The sequence below is a fragment of the Rhodanobacter sp. FW106-PBR-R2A-1-15 genome (genome assembly GCF_058789735.1).
Genome location: NZ_JBYTEM010000013.1, coordinates 73,781 through 93,335, shown reverse-complemented (window position 1 = coordinate 93,335; position 19,555 = coordinate 73,781). Strand labels below are relative to the sequence as shown.

Here is a 19,555-nt window from a genome sequence, read left to right as displayed (position 1 = left end):
ATGCTCTTCGCTCCGATGGAGCATCAGAGCATCGCGCACAGGGTGCGCTCCTACACGCATGCTCGGGGGCTGTTGATGCGGCCAGCTCCCGCGCTGCTGTGGCTGCTGCTTGGCTGGACCGTACTCGGCGTGCTGGTCAGCCTCGGCTGGCTACCGCTGGCGGCATGGCTGGCCGGCGGCAGCGCGGTCACGCTGCTGACGCTCATCGACGGCTGGCGCCTGCGCCGGACGCCGTCGCCCACCGTGCAGCGCGAGCTGGCGCCGGTGCTGCCGCTGGGGCCGGAGGCACGTGTGAGCCTGCGCCTGCGTGGCACGGCACGGCGCGCGCAGAAGCTGCGCCTGCACGACCTGCATCCGGGCGGCTGGGCGGCAAGCGGCATGCCGCGCACGGTGGTGTTGCCGCCGGGCAGCGAGGTGCTGCTCGACTACGCGGTCACCCCCGATGCGCGCGGCCAGTTCAGCTTTGACGGCTGCCACGTGCAACTGCGTTCGCCGTGGCATTGCTGGACCGCGCGCCGCGTGCTCGGTGCGGCATCGACGGTGCGGGTCTATCCGAACTTCGCCGCGCTGGCCGAGCTGGCCGGACTGAGCGTTGAGCTGGCCTCGCGCAGCGTCGGCGCGCGGCTGCAGCGGCGCCGCGGCGAAGGCACCGAGTTCCAGGAGCTGCGCGACTACCGCGTCGGCGACAGCCTGCGCAAGATCGACTGGAAGGCCACCGCGCGCAGCAGCCGGCTGATCTCGCGCGAGTACCGCGATGAGCGCAACCAGCAGGTGGTGCTGATGCTCGACTGCGGCCGCCGCATGCTGGCGCAGGACGACCAGCTGGCGCACTTCGACCACGTGCTCAACGCCTCGCTGGCGCTGGCCAGCATCGCACTGCGCCAGGGCGACGCGGTGGGCCTGCTGGCCTGCACCGGCCAACAGCAGCGCTGGCTGCCGCCGCAGCAGGGCAGCGGCGGCATGGACATGCTGCTCGGCGCCGGCTACGACCTGCAGGCGATGCCGCTGGCCACCGACTACCTCGCCGCCGCCAGCGCGCTGCAGGCGCACCAACGGCGCCGCGCGCTGGTGGTGCTGGTCACCAACGTGCGCGACGAGGACGACGCCGAACTGCGCGCCGCGGTGAGCATGCTGTCCAGGCGCCATCTGGTGATGCTGGTCAGCCTGCGCGAACTGGCCCTCGACCGCGCCGCCGCCGACCCCGGCGACGAACTGGAAACCGGCATCCGCAGCGCCGCCGCGATGCACTACCTGGCCGAACGCGAACGCGTGCACGAAGCGCTGCGCCGCGAAGGCGTCAACGTGCTTGACGTCAGTTGCAGCGAATTGTCCGGCGCACTGATCGAACGCTATCTCTCGGTGAAGCGCAGCAGCCGGCTATAGGCTGGGATTGGCTGTGCGGATACGCGCCGCGGCTCGGCCGACACGGCCCTTCTCCCTCCGGGAGAAGGTGGCGCGCAGCGCCGGATGAGGGTTCGGGCGAAGCGTGCGGCTGCAATGTGGATTGCTGCTGCTCGCTTCGCCCGGACCCTCACCCCAACCCCTCTCCTGAGGGGAGAGGGGCTTGCAAGAGACAGGTTTCGATGCCGGTTCGAATCCCCGGTTTCAATCTCCGAACGTCGCAGGTATCCATCACTCCTCCTCCGCGTGCGGCTTCCACGCTGCACTGAGCTGCTTCTGCACCGGCGGCGGCACCGCTTCGTAGTGGCTGAGGTCGAGGCTGTAGCGGCCGCGGCCGCCGGTCATGGATTTCAGTTCGGTGGGGTAGTCGGTGAGTTCGGCCAGCGGTGCTTGTGCCTTGATCACCAGTTCGCCGCCGCGCTGGGTGTCGGTGCCCAGGATGCGCGCGCGCTTGCCGGCGAGGCCGCCGGTGACGTCGCCCACGCTGCTCTCGGGAATCGCCACCTCGACGTTGACGATCGGTTCCAGCACGATCGGCTGCGCCTTGCCGACCGCATCGAGGAAGGCCTTCTTGCCGGCGCTGACGAAGGCGACTTCCTTGGAGTCGACCGGGTGGTACTTGCCGTCGTACACGGTTACGCGCAGGTCCTGCAGCGGATAGCCGGCGACCGCACCGTGCTCCATCGCCTGGCGCACGCCCTTCTCGATCGCCGGCAGGAACTGGCCGGGGATCACGCCGCCCTTCACCGCGTCGACGAACTCGAAGCCGGCGCCGCGCTCCAACGGCTCGACGCGCAGGAACACCTCGCCGAACTGGCCGGCGCCGCCGGTCTGCTTCTTGTGCCGGTGGTGGCCTTCGGCGTCGGCGGCGATGGTTTCGCGGTAGGCGATGCGCGGCGGCTGCGCCTCCACCTCGACGCCGTAGCGTTCGCGCATGCGCTCCAGTACCACCTTCAGATGCAGTTCGGACAGCCCGCGCACCACCGTCTCGTTGAGTTCCTTGTGGTGCTCGACGCGGAAGCACGGGTCTTCCTCGGCCAGCCGGGCCAGCGCGTTGGAGAGTTTCTGCTCCTGGCCCTTGTGCCTGGGCACCAGCGCCAGGCCGAACATCGGCGAGGGGAAACTCGGCGGCGCCAGCGCAATCAGGTCCTCGTCGTGCGAGTCGTGCAGTACTGCGTCGAAATGGATCTCCTCCACCTTAGCCACCGCGGCGATGTCGCCGGGGATCGCCGCCTCGATCTCCACGTGGCCCTTGCCCTGCGGACGCAGCAGGTGGCCGACCTTGAACGGCTTGCGGCCGTCGTCGACCAGCAGCTGGCTGTCGCGGCGCACCGTGCCCTGCCACACGCGGAACACGCCGAGCTTGCCCACGAACGGGTCGTTGACGATCTTGAACACGTCGGCGATTACGTGGGCCGCCGGGTCGGCGCTGACCTGCAGCGGCGTGCCGTCGCCGCGCACGAACGGCGGCGGGTTGCCCTCGGCCGGGTTCGGCAGCAGCCGCGCGGCCACGTCCAGCAGTTCGGGCACGCCCGCGCCGGTGCGCGCGCTGACGAAGCAGATCGGCACCAGGTGGCCTTCGCGCAGGCATTGTTCGAAGGCGTCGTGCAACTGCTGCGGGGTCAGCGCGCCTTCGCCGGCGTCGAGGTAGCGGTCCATCACGGTCTCGTCGACCTCGACCACCTGGTCCAGGATGCGCTGGTGCGCCTCGGCCAGCGAGGAGAAATCGGTGGCGCCGTCGGCATGGAAGAAGCAGTCCAGCACGCGGCTGCCGCGGCCGGCGGGCAGGTTCACCGGCAGGCATTCGTTGCCGAACTCCTCGCGCAGCGCATCCACCAGCGCGCCCAGCTTGGCGCCGTCGTAGTCGATCTTGTTGATCACCAGCATGTGCGCCAGACCACGCGCCCTGGCGTGCATCATCATGCGGCGGGTGCCGTGCTCGATGCCGTTGACCGCGTTGACCACCACCGCCGCCGTTTCCACCGCGGCCAGCGCCGACAGCGTGCCGCCGCGGAAGTCGGCGTAGCCGGCGGTGTCGATCAGGTTGAGGCGGCAGTCGCCGTGCTCGATCTGCGCGATGCAGCTGTCGATGGAGTGGGCGCGCGCCTTTTCCTGGCTGTCGCTGTCCGACACCGTGTTGCCGCGCTCGACCGAGCCCAACGCCTGGATCGCGCCGCCGGCGTGCAGCAGCGCTTCGAACAGCGTGGTCTTGCCCACGCCGGCGTGCCCGGTGAGCGCGATGTTGCGGATGCTTTCCGTGGAATACGTCACGATGCGACCCTCCCATGCAGGGCGTGGCCTCGTGGCACGAACGGCACCGCACGAGGCCGCGCGTTGGCGGCTGACGATGGCGGGCCGTCATGGTCGTCCTGCACCTGGGCAGGCGAGCCGTGCGCCGGGCAGGGGCGGTCATGGCGGAGAGACGGCGCGTGGCGCCGTCCGGCTAGCCTTGAGCCATCCGCCGGTTCGGTCAAGCTGCAATGCGGGGAACCGGCGCGGCGCGGCGGCGGTCCCAGCGCAAGGCCCGCCAGCCTGCCGCCGACGACCGATCGGCGCAGGTTCAAGCGTCATCGGCCATGCTGTGTGCAGCCATTACCCCAAGAGGCACCGTCATCGTTCGCCCGCAGCCGCTTGCCCGGCACCACCCTTCGCCGTCGAATGCGCCACCGGCCCAGCCGGGCCGCGGCCCGGGCCTGCGGGATGACGCGGGGCGGGTGTTGTTGCGGCCGGGGCGCTGGCGCGAGTCGTGGCGCGACCGCCGCGCGCACTGGCTGGCGCTGCTGGTAGCCGGCCTGCTGCACGTGCTGTTCGTGCTGGTGGTCTGGCAGCAGATGCGCCCGCCCACGATCCCTGCCGCGGCGCCCGCGCAGGCGGAGGTGCTGCAGGTGCGGTTCATCATGCGGGCGTCGCCCACCGCGACGGCGCCACCCCCGCCAGCGCCAGTCGCGCCGTCGCGGCCCCGCCTGCCGCCGCGTTCGTACGAGCCGCCGGCGAAGGGCACGATGACCCTGCAGGCGCCGGCACCGGCCGCTGCACCGCGTCTTTACGACGAACAGGGCCAACCGCTACTGCCGGCGGCCGCGGCCAGCGCGCCCGCGCCCGACTACGTGCAGCGCCTGCCGCAGGGCGATCCGCGGGTCATGCAGCATCGCAGCGCGGTCACCTATCAGGCCACGCGCTTCGAGAAGGACTGGAGCAGCGGCGGCAATGCGTTCGACAGCGCGCTGCAGAAACTGGTGGACAACACCACGGTGAGGAAGACCGTCAACCTGCCCGGCGGCGTGCGCATCCATTGTGGCGTTTCGCTGGCCATGCTGGCCGGTGGCTGCGGTGGCGATCCGCCGCCACCGCCTTCGGCGAAAAGCGGCGACGAACGTCTCAGCATGGCGCCCGCGAAGCCGCTGGCCGGCGACGCGCATGCGCCGACGAAACCCAGCGAAGAGGCATGCATTGCGATGTACCGCGCCGGCAAGCCGCTGGCGTGGGGCTGTCCGGTCGATACCGCGAATCGCGCAGTCGATGCCGAGCTGCGCGAGCGTGCCGCGGGTGCCGCGCGCGGCCACTGAGCGTCATGCGAAGGCGCGCCAGTGCCCGCTACACTCGCCGCATGCCCCCACCGCCGGACCCGCCAGCCGCCAGCCGCCCCGCCAATCCGGCGCGGGTGATGCTGAACTCGCCGCTGGCGGCGGCCACGCGGGCCAGGGTCTACCACCAGCACACTCGTCCGCGTCCGCGCGAACGCGGCCTGCGCATCCTCGCCATGGTCGGCGCGTTGCTGGTGCACCTGGTGTTCCTGTTCGGCTTCGTGCTCGGCCCGGCGTTCGAGGTGGTGCCACCCGCGGAGCCGCGGCAGCAGCTGCTGCAGGTGCGCCTGATCGAGCCGCCCGAGCCGCCGCCACCGCCGCCGGTGCGCGGCACTCCGCCGAAGGAGCGCGGTCCGCGGCACCAGGGCCGCAGCCACCGGCCCGCGTCGGTCAGCGAACGCAGCGCGAACACCGAGGCCGCGGTGGCGTCGCCGCCGGCCACGGCCGTTGCACCGCCGGCGATCGCGAAAGCCGCGAAGACGCACGCGCCGAAAGCGCAGCCGCCCGCCGCGCCGCCCGCGCCGGTGAGCCTGCCGCAGCCGGCGCCCGAACTGCAGCCCGTACCGCTGGCCGGCGAGCCGCCGGCGGTGACGCTGCCGACGCCTGCCGTGCAGCCGCCGGTGTCGCCGAAGTTCCAGCCCGAAGCGGTGCGCCGGCCGCAGCTGGAGGGCAACCGCCCAATGCCGCCGCCACCGTCGCTGGCGCTGCCCGAGCTGCCGCCGCAGGCCGCGCCGCCGATCACCATCTCCAGCATCGCGTTGAACACCGAGTTGCCGAAATCCGCTGCGCCGGCCAGCGTGGCGCCGGTGCGTGCACAGCTTCCCGCCGCGCCGCCGGTGCCCGAGCTGCAGCCCGTGCCGTTGCCGGCGCAGCCTTTGCCGAGCGTCAATCTGCGGGCGTCACCGAGCATGCCGGCGCCGAGCGTGCCAGCCGAGAAGCCGCAGCTGCAGGCACCGTCGATCGAGGTGGCCGAGGCGGAACTCGAGGCGGTGCCGCTGGCGCCGGCGGTACCAGCGCGGGTCGAGCCGTCGGTGCCGAAAGCGAAGGTCGAGGTTACCGAAGCCGCGAAGAAGATGGACGTCCAGACGTCCATTGAGCGGCCGCAATTGAGCACACCGCCGGCTGTCGCTGCCGCCGCCGCGCCGGCGCCATCGGCGAGCAGTCCGCCTGCGGAGTCGTCGCCTGCTGCGGCCGAACAAGCGACGCCAAGCCCGGCCGAGGCTGCCGGCGTGCGCGATGTCAGCCGCGCTCCCGACGCCACGCCGCAAGGCAGCGACCTGGGTACGCCCGGCACGCCCGAAGGCGTGCTTGCTGCGCCGGAAAGCGCCAACGCCGGCAGCCCCGCATCGCCGGCGGCGCGGCAGGGCAACGATCACGGGCGTCGCGGAGAGCAGCCCGGCAAGGGCCAGCTTGGCGGCCACCAGCCCGGCGCGAAAGAAGGTGCGCGGCAGGGTGCACTGGGCGGCTACGTGCAGCTCAAGCCGCGCGGGGACACCGAGATCATGCGCCACGGCACGCCGAACATCGGCTACCAGCCCACCCGCTTCGAGCAGGACTGGACCCCCGAAGGCGAAAGCTCGATCGACACCGCGTTGCGCCGCGCGGTGGAGAAGACCACGGTCAACCATACCTTCCACCTGCCGCGCGGCGTGCGGGTGGAGTGCTCGATCAAGCCGCTGCTGCCGATCGCGCTGCTCGGCTGCGCCAATCCCGACCCGCCCGCCAAGCCGGTCGGCGCCAAGGCTTACGAGCGCCTGCACTTGGCGCCCGCCAACCCGGTGGCCGCACCCGCGCCGGCGGCCAGCCGTGCCGCCCCCGTGCCGATGGTCAAGTTCGACAACAGCGCCGAATGCGCCGCCGCGCGCGTCGCCGGCGGTCCACCGCCGCCGGGCTGCGTAGGCATCGTGTTGCCGGTGAAGCCCGCCGTCCCCGCCGCGTCATCCAGCTCGTGGGTACCGGCGAACGACCAGTTCCATTGAGGCGCGGCGGACGGTCATTCCTGCTCGGGCGCACCGGATGCGTCGCAGGCTCGCCGCTTCTTCTTTGCTCAATCCGAAACGGGAATGCTGGTTTCAGCCAGCCAGTCGATCACGGCGCGCAGTGCCTCGATGTTGCCTGATCCTGCGTTGCGCCGGCCGTGATAGAGAACCAGTTGCTGCTGTGCGCTGGTGCCGTGGGTGACGATGGTGTCGAGGTGTCGCAGGGACGAACTCCTCCTCCAATCCAAACGTGTAGGGGCTGGAAGGCTCGGCGGCCATCGGGAGCTCCGGCGTGTTGGCGCCCCAGCATCACGCATCGCGCATGACGATTCCGTTGGAGGCATGCCGCACGCCTCGGCGGGCGGCACCTCGACGTCGAACGTCGCCCCGCTTTTCGATGGCACCGGAGTTGATGGAAGTGCCGGCGTCGTGGCGTGGCGGTCGCCGTTGCCGTGACCGCCATGGGCTAACGCGAAACTGGCCGCGTATTCGCAGGAAATTGCGCGGAATTGAAAGGCTGCCGGAAGTTGCGCGGCGCCATATGCTGGCACCTTTCCGTGGGGGCGCGGCATCGCATGCCGCGATACGGAAAGGCGTCACCGGTGTGGGCTCGCGGCACGTCGCCGCAGGCGCCGTTACTCGCGTCCGTATCCGGTTCAGAGAAAGCCAATGCTGTTTTCTGGAGGGAGAAATTCATGTCATTGTCAACGTCCGGCGGCCTCAGCCTCGCGCTGTGTGCCGCCATCAGTCTTGCCATCACCGGAAGCGCCCAGGCCGCCACCACCACGGGGCCCGAGGTCACGCCGGCGGTGCAGCACGACACCCTGCATTCGCTGCGCGGCGTGATGCCGCGTCCGGATGATTTCGCCAAGAACTCGCACGCACATCCGGCCCACCGGCTGCCCTTCATCGACGGCCCAGGCAACCAGACCGACGGCGCGGTGCAGAGCAGCCCCACCGGCAGCTTCGCGCCCGCACTCGGCGCCGGCTTCGACGGCGTGGGCCAGGGCTTCAGCGGCCCGCAGGGTACGTTCACCGTCAACAGCGCGCCGCCGGATACCAACGGTGCGGTCGGTGCCACGCAATACGTGCAGATCGTCAACAGCGCGTTCGCGGTGTTCGACAAGTCGACCAAGGCCGTGACCTACGGCCCGGTGACGACCAACACGCTGTGGGCCGGTTTCGGTGGCCCGTGCGAAACCGACAACGACGGCGATGCCACCGTGGTCTACGACAAGGCGGCCGGCCGCTGGGTGATCTCCCAGTTCGCGGTGACTGCCGCGCCGTACTACCAGTGCGTGGCGGTGTCGGCGACCAGCGACGCCACCGGCGCCTACTACCGCTACGCGTTCCCGTACGGCAGCGTTTTCCCGGACTACCCGAAGATGGGCGTATGGCCGGATGCCTATTACGAAACGTTCAACATGTTCAGCGGCAACACGTTCTCCGGCGCGAAGCTCTGCGCCTATAACCGCAACGCGATGCTGAGCGGCGCCGCGGCCACGCAGCAGTGCTTCCAGCTGTCCAGCAGCTATGGCGGTGTGCTGCCGGCCGACCTCGACGGCGCCACCGCGCCGCCGGCCGGTTCGCCGAACTACCTGATGAACTTCGGCTCCAGCAAGCTGAACCTGTGGAAGTTCCACGTCGACTGGGCGAACACGGCCAACACCACGCTGACCGGCCCGGTCAGCATCCCAGTGGCCTCGTTCGCCGCGGCCTGCGGCGGCGGTACCTGCATTCCGCAGTCTGGCACCAGCCAGAAGCTCGACTCGCTGGCCGACCGGCTGATGTTCCGCCTGGCCTACCGCAACTTCGGCACTTACGAGTCGCTGGTGGTGAGCCATTCGGTGCAGGTCGGCACCACGCACCGCGACCCGTATACCGGCGTGCGCTGGTATGAGGTGCGCAGCCCGGGCACTACGCCGGTGGTCTATCAGCAGTCCACCTTCTCGCCGGACACCAGCTACCGCTGGATGGGCTCGGTGGCGATGGACAAGATGGGCGACATGGCGCTGGGCTACAGCGTATCCAGCAGCGCACTGCACCCGGCGATCCGCTACACCGGCCGCCTCGGCACCGATGCGCTGAGCACCATGCAGGCCGAGAACAGCATCATCGAGGGCCTGGGTTCGCAGAGCGGCAACAACCTGTCGCGCTGGGGCGACTACAGCGCGATGACGGTCGACCCGGTCGACGATTGCACGTTCTGGTACACCACCGAGTACCTGAAAAGCACCGGCTCGTTCAACTGGAACACGCGCATCGCGTCGTTCAAGTTCCCGGGCTGCCTGTAACCGATGCACCGTCCGGCCTTGTCGGCCGGACAGTCTCGGCGAGGTGTACGGAACGGGGCCGCCGTGGGGCGGCCCCGTTTTTCTCTTGGAGCCTTCGCGAATGAGGCGCCGCCTCCCGGATATTCACAGCAGTCGCAGCAGTTCCTTCATCAGCGGCAGCCGGCGCACGCGCACGGCACTGGCGCGGAACACGGCGTTGGCCAGCGCAGGGGCGGCGGTGGGCATGGCGAGGAAGCTGGCGCCGGCCGGCGCGCGGTCGCCGGGGACGGTGATCACTTCCACGTCGTTCGGCAGCTGCGCCATGCTGGCCAGCGGATAATCCTTGTAGCTGTGCTGTTGCACCTGGCCGTCCTTGACGGTGATGGCCGCATTCAGCGCGATGGACAGCGCGTCCAGCGTGGCGCCGGCCACCTGGCCCTGCAGCCCCAGCGGATTGATCACGTGGCCGACGTCGACCGCGCAGACGACGCGCTGGATGACCAGCTGTTCGCCCTGCATCGCCGCTTCGATCGCATGCGCCACGTAGGCACCGTCGACGTGCCAGCAGGCGATGCCGAGACCGTTGATGGTGCGCAGCCAGTTCTTCCACTCGATGCGGTCGGCGACCAGCTTGAGCACGTTCACCAGGCGGCCGGTGTCCAGTGTGCCGCCGCTGCTCAACGGCAACGCGCGCGGTTCGCCGAGGATGCGTAGGCGGGTTTTCAGCGGGTCCTCGCGCATCTGGTGCGCGAGCTCATCGATGAAGCTTTCCACCGCGAACGCGTTGCTGAGGTGCGGCATGCCGCGCATCGGGCCGCGCGGCTGCGCCGATTCCAGCGCGTACCAGTCGCTGCGGTAGTTCGGCACCAGCGCGGCGGGCAACTGGTCGGCCTGCAGTTCGGACGTCCACAGGCGGTCGTCCGGCGTGCCGCGACGCGCCAGCGCGGAGGCGCTGGCCATGCGCTGGTGCCAGGCCAGCAGCTGGCGCTTGCGGTCGACGATCGCGCTGATCCGGTGCACGCTGCCGGCGCGGTAACAGTCGTGGCTGAAGTCCTCGTCGCGCGTCCACAGCAGGCGCACCGGCTTGTTGACAGCCTTGGCCAGCAGCACCGCTTCGGCGACGTAGTCGTGGTCGAGCCGGCGGCCGTAGCCGCCGCCGACGCGCGGCACGCGGATGTCGATGCGGTCGGGGGCCAGACCGGTCAGACGCTGCACCACGGCCCAGGCTTTCTGCGGCGCCTGGGTCGGCACGACCAGGCTGGCGCGGTCCTTGTCCAGCCGCACCAGGCAGTTCATCGGTTCGGCGGTGGCGTGCGCCAGCCACGGCTGCACGTAGGTGGCGTCGAGGCGACGCGCCGCTTTCCTGCCGGCGGCGTCGACGTCGCCGTCGTTGCGCACGCGGCTGGTGGGCAGGGCATCGCCGGCGAGCAGGGTGGTGGCCTGCTGCTCCAGCGCAGCGCTGTTCTCGCCGCTGCTGGCGCCGGGCTTCCATTCGAGCTGGAGTTTCGCGCGGCCCTGCAAGGCGGCCCAGGTGTTTTCGGCCAGCACCGCCACCGCCGGGGCGATCACCGTGCTGCCCAGCGGCTGGCCGGGCTCGGGCTTGAGCTGGACGACCTTCACCACGCCTTTCACGGCGAGCGTGTCGGTGGTGTCGATGTGTGCCAGCGTGCCGTCCGGCCACGGGCAATGCGTCAACACGGCGACCAGCGCGTCGCCGTAGTAGTGGTCGATGGTGTAGAGGGCGGTGCCGGTGACGATGGCGCGCGCATCGACGTCGCCGGCGCTCTGGCCGATCAGACGGTAGTCGGCGGCGTTCTTCAGCGGCGGCACGCTGGACGGCAGCGCGATCTTGCCGGCATCGGCGGCCAGGCTGCCGTAGCCGAAGCGGCGGCCGTCCGGCGCGATCACCGTGCCGGCCTCGCAGTGCAGGCGGCTGGCCGGCACGCCGAGCCGGCGCGCCGCCGCCTGCAGCAGCAGCCAGCGCGCCACCGCGCCGATCTGGCGCAGGTCGTTCCACGCGGCGGGGATCGAGCCGCCGACGCCGCCGAGCTGGCGGCCGTAGGTCCAGCGCGGCTTGCCGTTGTCGTTCTCCACGCCAAGGCCGAGCGGCACCACGCCGACGCGGTTCCAGTCGGCGTCCAGTTCGTCGGCGATGATCCGCGGCAGTGCGGTGGCGACGCCGCTGCCGGTGTCCGGGTCGCGTGCGCCGATCAGCACGTTGCCACTGGCGTCGATGCGCACGTAGGCGCCGAGGTCGTAGAGGTTGTCGCCGAGCATGGCCGGCGGCAGTGGCGCGTCGGCGGCGTCGGCGACGCGGATGCCCACCACCAGCGCACCGGCGCCGCCGGCCAGCACCTGCAGGAAGCGGCGGCGCGAGAGCCGGATGCCGTGGCCGCTCATGCGCGGGCTGCCTTGCCGGCGGCGGCGCGCTTGATCGCGCGGCGCACGCGGGTCTGGCAGCCGCAGCGGCACAGGTTCGGCAGCTGGTCGATGTCGCCATCGTCCGGCTGGGGTTTGCGCCGCAGCAGGTCGATGCCGGCGATCAGCCAACCTGGCGTGCAGTAGCCGCAGCCGATCGCGTCCTCGTCGATGAAGGCCTGCTGCAGCGGATGCAGGCTGCCGTCGTTGGCGGCCAGACCTTCCACGGTGGTCACCGCCTTGCCGGCCAGCCTGGTCAGCGGCTGCATGATCGCGGAGACCGCCTTGCCGTCGACCAGCACCAGGTCGGCGCCGTTTTCGCCGGCTTCGCCGCCGTATTTGGTGCCGGTCAGCCGCAGCACGTCGCGCAGGTACCACAGCAGCGGCATCTGCGGATCGCCGGTGTGGCGGAAGCGCTCGCCGTTGACCTCGAGGTCGATGCCGTCGCGGATCTTCTCCGCCACGACGCCGCTTTCCTGGGCGGTCGACAGGACCTGGGCTTGCACGCGCGCCATCCATCATCTCCTCGGGGTCGATCCGCGCATTGTGGCATTGCTGCCGCGGGCTAGGGACGCATGCGGCTGAACAGGCGACGCCAGAGCGCATAGACCGGCACGCCGGCGAGCATGATCAGCAGGCCGATGCCGGTGTTGCGCGGGTTGTCGCGCAGCGACAGCAGCACCACCAGCGTCACCGCGGCGACGAACAGCAGCGGCAGCCACGGGTAACCCGGCACGCGGAAGCCCTCGGTGCCGGTATCGTGGCGGCGGTACCAGAACAGCGTGGCCACGCCGATCGCGCAGGCCAGCCAGTCGCCGAAGGTGGCGTAGTCCAGCAGCTGGCCGTAGCTGCCGGACAGCGCCAGCACGATGGCCCAGCCGGAAAGCAGCAGCAGCGCGGTGTTCGGCGTGCGCCAGCGCGGGTGCAGCCGCGCCACCGCGCGGAAGAACAGCCCGTCCTCGCCCATCACCTGCAGCACTCGCGCGCCGGCGACCAGGGTGATGTTGCAGAAGCCCAGGGTGGAGATCGCCACGCCCAGCGCAATCAGCTTCGCGCCAAGCGGGCCGGCCACCTGCTGCATCACGTCCGCCGCCGGCGCGCTGCTGGCGGCCAGCCCGGCATGGCCGAGTACCGCGAGATAAGCCACGTTGACCAGCGCATAGGCGCCGATCACCAGCAGCATGCCGAGGGTCAGCGCGCGCGGCAGCGTGCGCTGCGGGTCGCGCACCTCGCCGGCGAGGTTGTTGAGATAGGTGAAGCCGGAATAGGCGAACAGCACCGGCAGCGCGGCGCCCATGAAACCGACGTCCTGGCGCGCCGGATCGGCCGCCAGCACCTGGCCGTGCCCGGCGCCGGCGAGGAACAGGCCACACCCCACCAGTGCCGCCACCGCCAGCAGCTTGAGCAGGGCGAACAGGTTCTGCACCTGAGCGCCGAGGCGGATGCCGAACAGGTTGATGCCGCTGACGAACACCAGCGCGCCGACGGCGAGCGGCAACGTCCACGCCGCCGGCAGCCCGAACAGCGCGGCGGCGTAGCGGGCGAAGATCGTCGCCACCGCCGCGGTGGAGCCGGAGTAGATCACCAGCAGCATGGTCCAGCCGAACAGGAAGCCGGCCAGCGGCCCGAACGCCTCGCGCAGGTATACGTAGCTGCCGCCCGCACGCGGCCGCCGCGCGCCCAGCTCGGCGTAGCACAGCGCGCCGACCAGGGTGAGCAGGCCGGCGGCCACCCACATCAGCAGCAGCGCCAGTCCTGACTCGGTGCGCTGCGCCACGATGCCGGGATTGAGGAAGATGCCGCCGCCGATGACGCCGCCGACCACGATCAGCGCAGCATCCCACGGGCGCAGGCTGCGTACGTAGCCGGGAGAGGCGTCGTTCATGCAGGGGAGGTCGCTGGCGGCGGGAGCCGCAGCATGGCGGTCGGCGCGTGGACGGACAAGTACTTCAGTCCAGCTGCAGCTCGCCACGGATGACCACGGCGCAGGCGCCGCCGATGCTGATGCTGCCGTCCGTCGCGTCGCGCACCACCTCGACGCAGCCGTCGCGGCCCACTTCGCGCCCCTGGCTGGCGCGGTAGCGCAGGCCATAACCCGCCGGGTCGCCGACCTCGGCGAGGAAGGCCATGATCGCCGCGTTGGCGCTGCCGGTGACCGGGTCCTCGGGAGTGCCGTCGGCCGGGCAGAACGCACGCACGGCCATGCTCGCCTCGCCGCTCCGCTGCCGGCCGAATACGCTGACGCCGACGGCGCCGGCGGCTACGCAAAGCGCGCCGATCGCGGCCAGGTCGGGCTGCAGCTGGCGCACCGCCGCCTCCTCGTGCAGGTTACAGACGAACCACCGCGGCCCGTTGTCGACCAGACGCAGCTGGCTTTCCGCCAGTTCGGCATGCATGGCCCAGCCGAGCCGGGCACGCTGCTGTGCCGCCACGGTCTGCAACCCGGCCGGCGGCGCCTGCACGTGGATGATCCGCCCGCTGCCGCTGCCCTCGACGCGCACTGGCAGCAGCCCGGCCGCACACTCCTGCTGCAGCTGCCGCTGGTGCGGCGACACCAGGCCGGATTCGATCGCGGCATAGGCGCTGCCCACGCTGGGGTGGCCGGCGAACGGCAGTTCCTGGTGCGGGGTGAAGATGCGCACGCGGTAGTCCGCCGCGGCGCTGGTCGGCGGCAGCAGGAAGGTGGTTTCGGAAAGGTTGGTCCAGCGCGCGAACGCCTGCATCGTGGCGTCGTCGAGGCCGGCGCCGTCGACCACCACGGCCAGCGGATTGCCCAGCAGCGGCTTGGCGGAGAACACGTCGAGCTGGATGAAGCGGCGGTTGCAGGGCATGGTGGTTTCCGGTAGGGCAACCGCCCGACGATTGCACCGGCGGGCGCTGCCGACAAGTGACAGGCGGCAACGCCGGCACCGGCGCGCAGCCGTTCCTGCCGGCATGGAACGAGTTGTCGAAACGTCGGACTCGTTGCGGCCGCGGCAGTTCGCCGGCAGCTTGCAGTCGAGTCGACCCCACACCTCAGTCGCGGCCCCTGAACACGATCCGCGCTGGTTGCGCGAGTCTGGACCGGCGCGTCTGATCATGGAAGTGTCTGATTGCCAGAAATTTCTTGCGGCTTGTGGCTGACGCGCCGGACGTGCGGAAGCGTGCTGTCCGTGTCATGCGGCCGCGGGCCGCTTTCGGGCGGAAGGCCGATTTGCGGCACAATGGGAGGGTTGTGCGCCGCGAACAATCGTTCGCCGGCGCCTTGGTCCCCGAATCGAAGCCGCCTGTCCAGACCCATGACCACCATCAAGCAAGCAGACCTGATCCAGTCCGTCGCCGACGCATTGCAGTACATCAGCTACTACCACCCGGTCGACTACATCAAGAGCCTCGCCGCCGCGTACGAGTGCGAGGAATCGCCCGCCGCGAAGGACGCGATGGCGCAGATCCTGATCAACTCGCGGATGGCCGCCGAAGGCCACCGGCCGCTATGCCAGGACACCGGCATCGTCACCGTGTTCCTCAAGGTGGGCATGAACGTGCGCTGGGACGACGCCACCATGTCGCTGGAGGACATGGCCAACGAAGGCGTGCGCCGTGCGTATCTGAATCCGGACAACAAGCTGCGCGCCAGCGTGCTGGCCGACCCGGCCGGCAAGCGCATCAACACGAAGGACAACACGCCGTCGGTGGTGAACATGTCGATCGTGCCGGGCGACATCGTTGAGGTGATCGTGGCGGCCAAGGGCGGCGGCTCCGAGGCGAAGAGCAAGTTCGTCATGCTCAACCCGTCCGACTCGATCGTGGACTGGGTGCTGAAGACCGTGCCCACCATGGGCGCCGGCTGGTGCCCGCCAGGCATGCTCGGGCTGGGCATCGGCGGTACCGCCGAGAAGGCGATGCTGATGGCGAAGGAAGCGCTGATGGAGGAGATCGACATCCAGGAGCTGATCGCGCGCGGCCCGGCCAACCGGGCCGAGGAACTGCGCATCGAGTTGTTCGAGAAGGTCAACGCGCTCGGCATCGGCGCGCAGGGCCTGGGCGGCCTGATCACCGTGCTCGACGTCAAGGTGAAGGATTTTCCGACCCACGCGGCGAACCTGCCGGTGGCGATGATCCCGAACTGCGCCGCCACCCGCCACGCACACTTCGTGCTGGACGGCTCCGGTCCGGTGATGCTCGACCCGCCGTCGCTGGAAGACTGGCCCAAGCTCACCTACGACGCCTCGAAGGGCCGCCGGGTGAACCTCGACACGGTGACCCGGGACGACGTCGCCAGCTGGAAGCCGGGCGAGACCCTGCTGCTCAACGGCAAGCTGCTCACCGGCCGCGATGCCGCACACAAACGCATGGTCGAGATGCTCAACCGCGGCGAGCCGCTGCCGGTGGATTTCAACGGCCGCTTCATCTACTACGTCGGTCCGGTCGACCCGGTGCGCGAGGAGGTGGTCGGCCCCGCCGGCCCCACCACGGCGACGCGCATGGACAAGTTCACCGAGCAGGTGCTGGCCCAGACCGGCCTGCTCGGCATGGTCGGCAAGGCCGAGCGCGGCCCGGCGGCGATCGAGGCGATCAAGAAGCACCGCTCGGTGTACCTGATGGCGGTGGGCGGCGCGGCGTACCTGGTCTCCAAGGCGATCAAGGCCTCGCGCGTGGTCGGCTTCGCCGATCTGGGCATGGAGGCGATCTACGAATTCACCGTCGAGGACATGCCGGTCACCGTGGCGGTCGATGCCGGCGGCAGCTCGGTACACCAGACCGGCCCGCGCGAATGGCAAGCAAGGATCGGCAAGATCCCCGTCTTTGTTCAATAAACCCGTGCGCGCAGCGCACGCCATCGCCTCCTCCCCCTCTGGGGGAGGATTGAGGAGAGGGTACGAGACTTGCGCGATCTGGTATCGAGGTGTGTCAGCGCACGCCATCGCCTCCTCCCCCTCTGGGGGAGGATTGAGGAGGGGTGGCGCAGGGTCACCGCAAGCCCCGCGATCGGAAACCAAAAGCACCCCACCCCAACCCTCCCCTGCGAGCAGGGGAGGGAGCAGGGCGCTCCTTCTTTGCCGGGCTTGCGGTGTCGACCATTCGGCCGTCCATACGTCCAAATGGATCGCCCACAAAATTAATTTGCAATTCCAATGCCGCGGCGCAACACTGGTCGAATACCCATCACCCTATAGCGAACCCCCGTGACCCCGCCCAACCCCGCGCCGCTCTCCGCGGACGCCCCCTGGATCGTGATGAAGTTCGGCGGCACCAGTGTCGCCACGCTTCCCCGCTGGCAGAACATCCGCGAACTGGTCGCCAGCCGCCGCGCCGAAGGCGCGCGCGTGCTGGTGGTGGTTTCCGCGCTGACCGGTATCACCGACGCGCTGAAACAACTGTGCGGCGAGGGTGGGCAGGACAAGCGCAAGGCGGCGGCCGGCGCGATCGCGCAACGCCACTACGACCTGCTGGAGCACATGCAGCTGGCGCTGCCGGACACGCTCGGCGCGCGTCTGGCCGACCTGGCCGGGCTGGCCGCCAACGGCCCGGCGCCGCGCGGCGAACTGGCCTGGCAGGCGCAGGTGCAGGCACACGGCGAGCTGATGTCCAGCGCGCTCGGCGCGGCGTTCCTCAGCCACAGCGGCCTGGCCACGCAGTGGCTGGACGCGCGCGAATGCCTGGCGGCGGTGGCGCTGCCAAACCAGAACGAGCGCACCCGCCTGCTGTCGGCGATGGTCGAGGCGAAGCCCGACGCAGCCTTGAATGCGCGCCTGGCCGCGCTGGGCGAGGTGTTCATCACCCAGGGCTTCATCGCGCGCGAACAGCATGGCCGCACCGTGCTGCTCGGCCGCGGCGGCTCGGACACTTCGGCCGCGTACTTCGGTGCGCTGCTGAAGGCGCAGCGGGTGGAGATCTGGACCGACGTGGCCGGCATGTTCACCGCCAACCCGCGCCAGGTGCCGGGTGCGCGCCTGCTGCAGCGGCTGGACTACGAGGAGGCGCAGGAAATCGCCTCCACTGGCGCCAAGGTGCTGCACCCGCGCTGCCTGTCGCCGCTGCGCGAACCGCGCGTGCCGCTGCTGATCAAGGACACCAACCATCCCGAACTCGAAGGCACGGTGATCGGCCCCGAGGTGCGCGCGCACGCGCCGAGCGTGAAGGCGATCAGCGCGCGCAAGGGCATCACCCTGGTGTCGATGGAATCGGTGGGCATGTGGCAGCAGGTGGGCTTCCTCGCCGACGTGTTCGCCCATTTCAAGACCCACGGCCTGTCGGTGGACCTGATCGGCTCGGCCGAAACCAACGTCACCGTGTCGCTCGACCCGACCGAGAACCTGCTCGACTCCGACGCGATCGCCGCGCTCGCCAGCGATTTGGCCAAGGTATGCCGGGTCAAGGTGATTGCGCCGTGCGCGGCGATCACCCTGGTCGGCCGCGGCATGCGCTCGCTGCTGCACACCTTGTCCGGCGTGCTGGCCGAGTTCGGCCAGCTGCGCGTGCACCTGATCTCGCAGTCGTCGAACAACCTGAACCTCACCTTCGTAGTGGACGAGGAAGTCGTCGATGTGCTGCTGCCGCATCTGCACGACCTGCTGATCGGGGCGGGCGCGCTACGCACCGACGACAGCGCGTTGTTCGGCCCCAGCTGGCAGATGCTTTACGGCGGCGGCGAGGTCGTTCCCGCCGTGCCGGCGTGGTGGCGCGTGGCGCAGCGTCCGCGCCTATTGGAACTGGCCGCCGAAGCCACGCCGCGCTACGTCTACCACCTGCCCACGGTGCGCCAGCAGGCGCGCGAGTTGAAGTCGCTGGCGGCGGTGGACCGGCTGCACTACGCGGTGAAGGCGAACACCCACCCGGCGATCCTGCGCACGCTGGCGGCGGAAGGCTTCGCGTTCGAGTGCGTGTCGCCGGGCGAGCTGGAGGCCGTCGGCGCCGTGGTGCCGGAGTCGGCGCCGCTGCTGTTCACGCCGAACTTCGCGCCGCGCGGGGATTACGCCGGCGCACTCGCCACCCGCGCCACCGTCACGCTCGACGCGCTGCATCCGCTGCAGCACTGGGGCGAGCTGTTCCGCGGCCGCGAGATCGTGCTGCGGGTGGACCTGGGCCGCGGCCTGGGTCACCACGAGAAGGTGCGTACCGGCGGCAGTGGCAGCAAGTTCGGCTTGCCGCTGGACCAGCTGCCGGTGTTCCTGCAACTGGCCGATGCGCACGGCGTGACCGTACGCGGCCTGCACGCGCACCTGGGCTCGGGCGTGCTCGACGCCAGCCACTGGGGCGAGGTCTACGCGCAGCTGGCCAGCCTGGCCGAGCGCATCGCCAGCGTGGTGTTCCTCAACATCGGCGGCGGGCTCGGCGTGCCGGCGCATCCGGGCGAGGCGCCGCTGGACATCGCCGCGCTCGACCGCGCGCTGCGCGAGGTCAAGGCGGTCTATCCGCAATATCAGCTGTGGATGGAGCCTGGCCGCTACCTGGTCGCCGACGCCGGCGTGCTGCTGACCCGGGTGACCCAGCAGAAGGACAAGGGCGGCTTCCGCTACCTCGGCGTGGACACCGGCATGAACAGCCTGATCCGCCCGGCGCTGTACGACGCCTGGCACAAGATCGTCAACCTCACCCGGCTCGGCCAGCCGGCCACCGCGCTGTACCAGGTAGTCGGTCCGATCTGCGAATCCGGCGACGTGCTGGGCACCGATCGTCGCCTGCCCGAGGCGGCCGAGGGCGACGTGATCCTGATCGCGCAGACCGGCGCGTACGGCAAGGTGATGTCCTCGCACTACAACCTGCGCGACGAGGCCGACGAAGTGGTGATCGAAGCCTGATCCGGGGTTCGCCTGTCCAGGGGGCAAGCGGGCGAAAGGCGCGGGATCGCCGTTTGTCCTGGCCTTTGCCCGCCGAAAGCCATCGGGCCGGCACCGCCCGAAGCTAGAATCAGCCTGTT

Annotated in this window: 12 protein-coding genes; 6 read left to right on the top strand and 6 right to left on the bottom strand. The window is 70.3% G+C overall.

Features of this window, described 5'->3' with window-relative positions; genetic code table 11:
• Positions 1 to 75 precede the first annotated feature (75 nt).
• Positions 76 to 1,383, top strand: coding sequence for a DUF58 domain-containing protein (locus AC3WTD_RS08985; RefSeq protein WP_492613574.1), 1,308 nt, complete (start codon positions 76 to 78; stop codon positions 1,381 to 1,383).
• Positions 1,384 to 1,632: 249 nt separating this feature from the next.
• On the opposite strand, the gene fusA is transcribed toward AC3WTD_RS08985, so the two are convergent.
• Positions 1,633 to 3,672: an elongation factor G gene (gene fusA, locus AC3WTD_RS08980; protein WP_492613573.1), complete on the bottom strand. Its 2,040-nt coding sequence runs from the start codon at positions 3,670 to 3,672 to the stop codon at positions 1,633 to 1,635.
• A gap of 443 nt (positions 3,673 to 4,115) precedes the next feature.
• Here fusA and AC3WTD_RS08975 point away from each other — a divergent pair, with 443 nt between their 5' ends.
• Both AC3WTD_RS08975 and AC3WTD_RS08970 read left to right on the top strand, forming a co-directional pair.
• The gene (locus AC3WTD_RS08975; protein ID WP_235642385.1) at positions 4,116 to 4,967 is read left to right on the top strand and encodes a hypothetical protein; all 852 of its coding nucleotides are present in this window, start codon (positions 4,116 to 4,118) and stop codon (positions 4,965 to 4,967) included.
• A 41-nt stretch (positions 4,968 to 5,008) separates the two neighbouring features.
• Positions 5,009 to 6,964 carry a hypothetical protein gene (locus AC3WTD_RS08970; protein ID WP_492613572.1) on the top strand — a complete coding sequence of 652 codons (1,956 nt, stop codon included), beginning with the start codon at positions 5,009 to 5,011 and terminating at the stop codon, positions 6,962 to 6,964.
• A 68-nt stretch (positions 6,965 to 7,032) separates the two neighbouring features.
• Here the strand turns inward: AC3WTD_RS08970 and AC3WTD_RS08965 are convergent, their stop codons facing one another.
• Positions 7,033 to 7,536, bottom strand: a complete 504-nt coding sequence (locus AC3WTD_RS08965) for a hypothetical protein (RefSeq protein WP_492613571.1) — start codon at positions 7,534 to 7,536, stop codon at positions 7,033 to 7,035.
• A gap of 123 nt (positions 7,537 to 7,659) precedes the next feature.
• Between AC3WTD_RS08965 and AC3WTD_RS08960 the strand changes: the two genes are divergently transcribed.
• Positions 7,660 to 9,258, top strand: coding sequence for a hypothetical protein (locus AC3WTD_RS08960; protein ID WP_027493396.1), 1,599 nt, complete (start codon positions 7,660 to 7,662; stop codon positions 9,256 to 9,258).
• A 123-nt stretch (positions 9,259 to 9,381) separates the two neighbouring features.
• Here AC3WTD_RS08960 and AC3WTD_RS08955 read toward each other — a convergent pair whose 3' ends face one another.
• The 4 genes from AC3WTD_RS08955 to AC3WTD_RS08940 all read right to left on the bottom strand — a co-directional run bounded on the left by AC3WTD_RS08955 (position 9,382) and on the right by AC3WTD_RS08940 (position 14,486).
• A complete protein-coding gene (locus AC3WTD_RS08955) occupies positions 9,382 to 11,637 on the bottom strand; it encodes a xanthine dehydrogenase family protein molybdopterin-binding subunit (RefSeq protein WP_492613570.1) in 2,256 nt (751 codons plus the stop codon).
• The gene (locus AC3WTD_RS08950; RefSeq protein ID WP_492613569.1) at positions 11,634 to 12,170 is read right to left on the bottom strand and encodes a (2Fe-2S)-binding protein; all 537 of its coding nucleotides are present in this window, start codon (positions 12,168 to 12,170) and stop codon (positions 11,634 to 11,636) included. The genes AC3WTD_RS08955 and AC3WTD_RS08950 overlap by 4 nt, the downstream gene beginning before the upstream one ends.
• A 50-nt stretch (positions 12,171 to 12,220) precedes the next feature.
• Positions 12,221 to 13,540: an APC family permease gene (locus AC3WTD_RS08945; protein ID WP_492613568.1), complete on the bottom strand. Its 1,320-nt coding sequence runs from the start codon at positions 13,538 to 13,540 to the stop codon at positions 12,221 to 12,223.
• A 64-nt stretch (positions 13,541 to 13,604) separates the two neighbouring features.
• Entirely contained in the window at positions 13,605 to 14,486 is an 882-nt protein-coding gene (locus AC3WTD_RS08940; protein WP_492613567.1) for a PhzF family phenazine biosynthesis protein, read from the bottom strand.
• A 447-nt stretch (positions 14,487 to 14,933) separates the two neighbouring features.
• Between AC3WTD_RS08940 and AC3WTD_RS08935 the strand changes: the two genes are divergently transcribed.
• Positions 14,934 to 16,451: a fumarate hydratase gene (locus tag AC3WTD_RS08935; RefSeq protein WP_492613566.1), complete on the top strand. Its 1,518-nt coding sequence runs from the start codon at positions 14,934 to 14,936 to the stop codon at positions 16,449 to 16,451.
• Between the two features lie 369 nt (positions 16,452 to 16,820).
• Positions 16,821 to 19,436 (top strand): bifunctional aspartate kinase/diaminopimelate decarboxylase, encoded by a 2,616-nt coding sequence (locus AC3WTD_RS08930; protein WP_492613565.1) that lies wholly within the window; start codon positions 16,821 to 16,823, stop codon positions 19,434 to 19,436.
• Positions 19,437 to 19,555 lie beyond the last annotated feature (119 nt).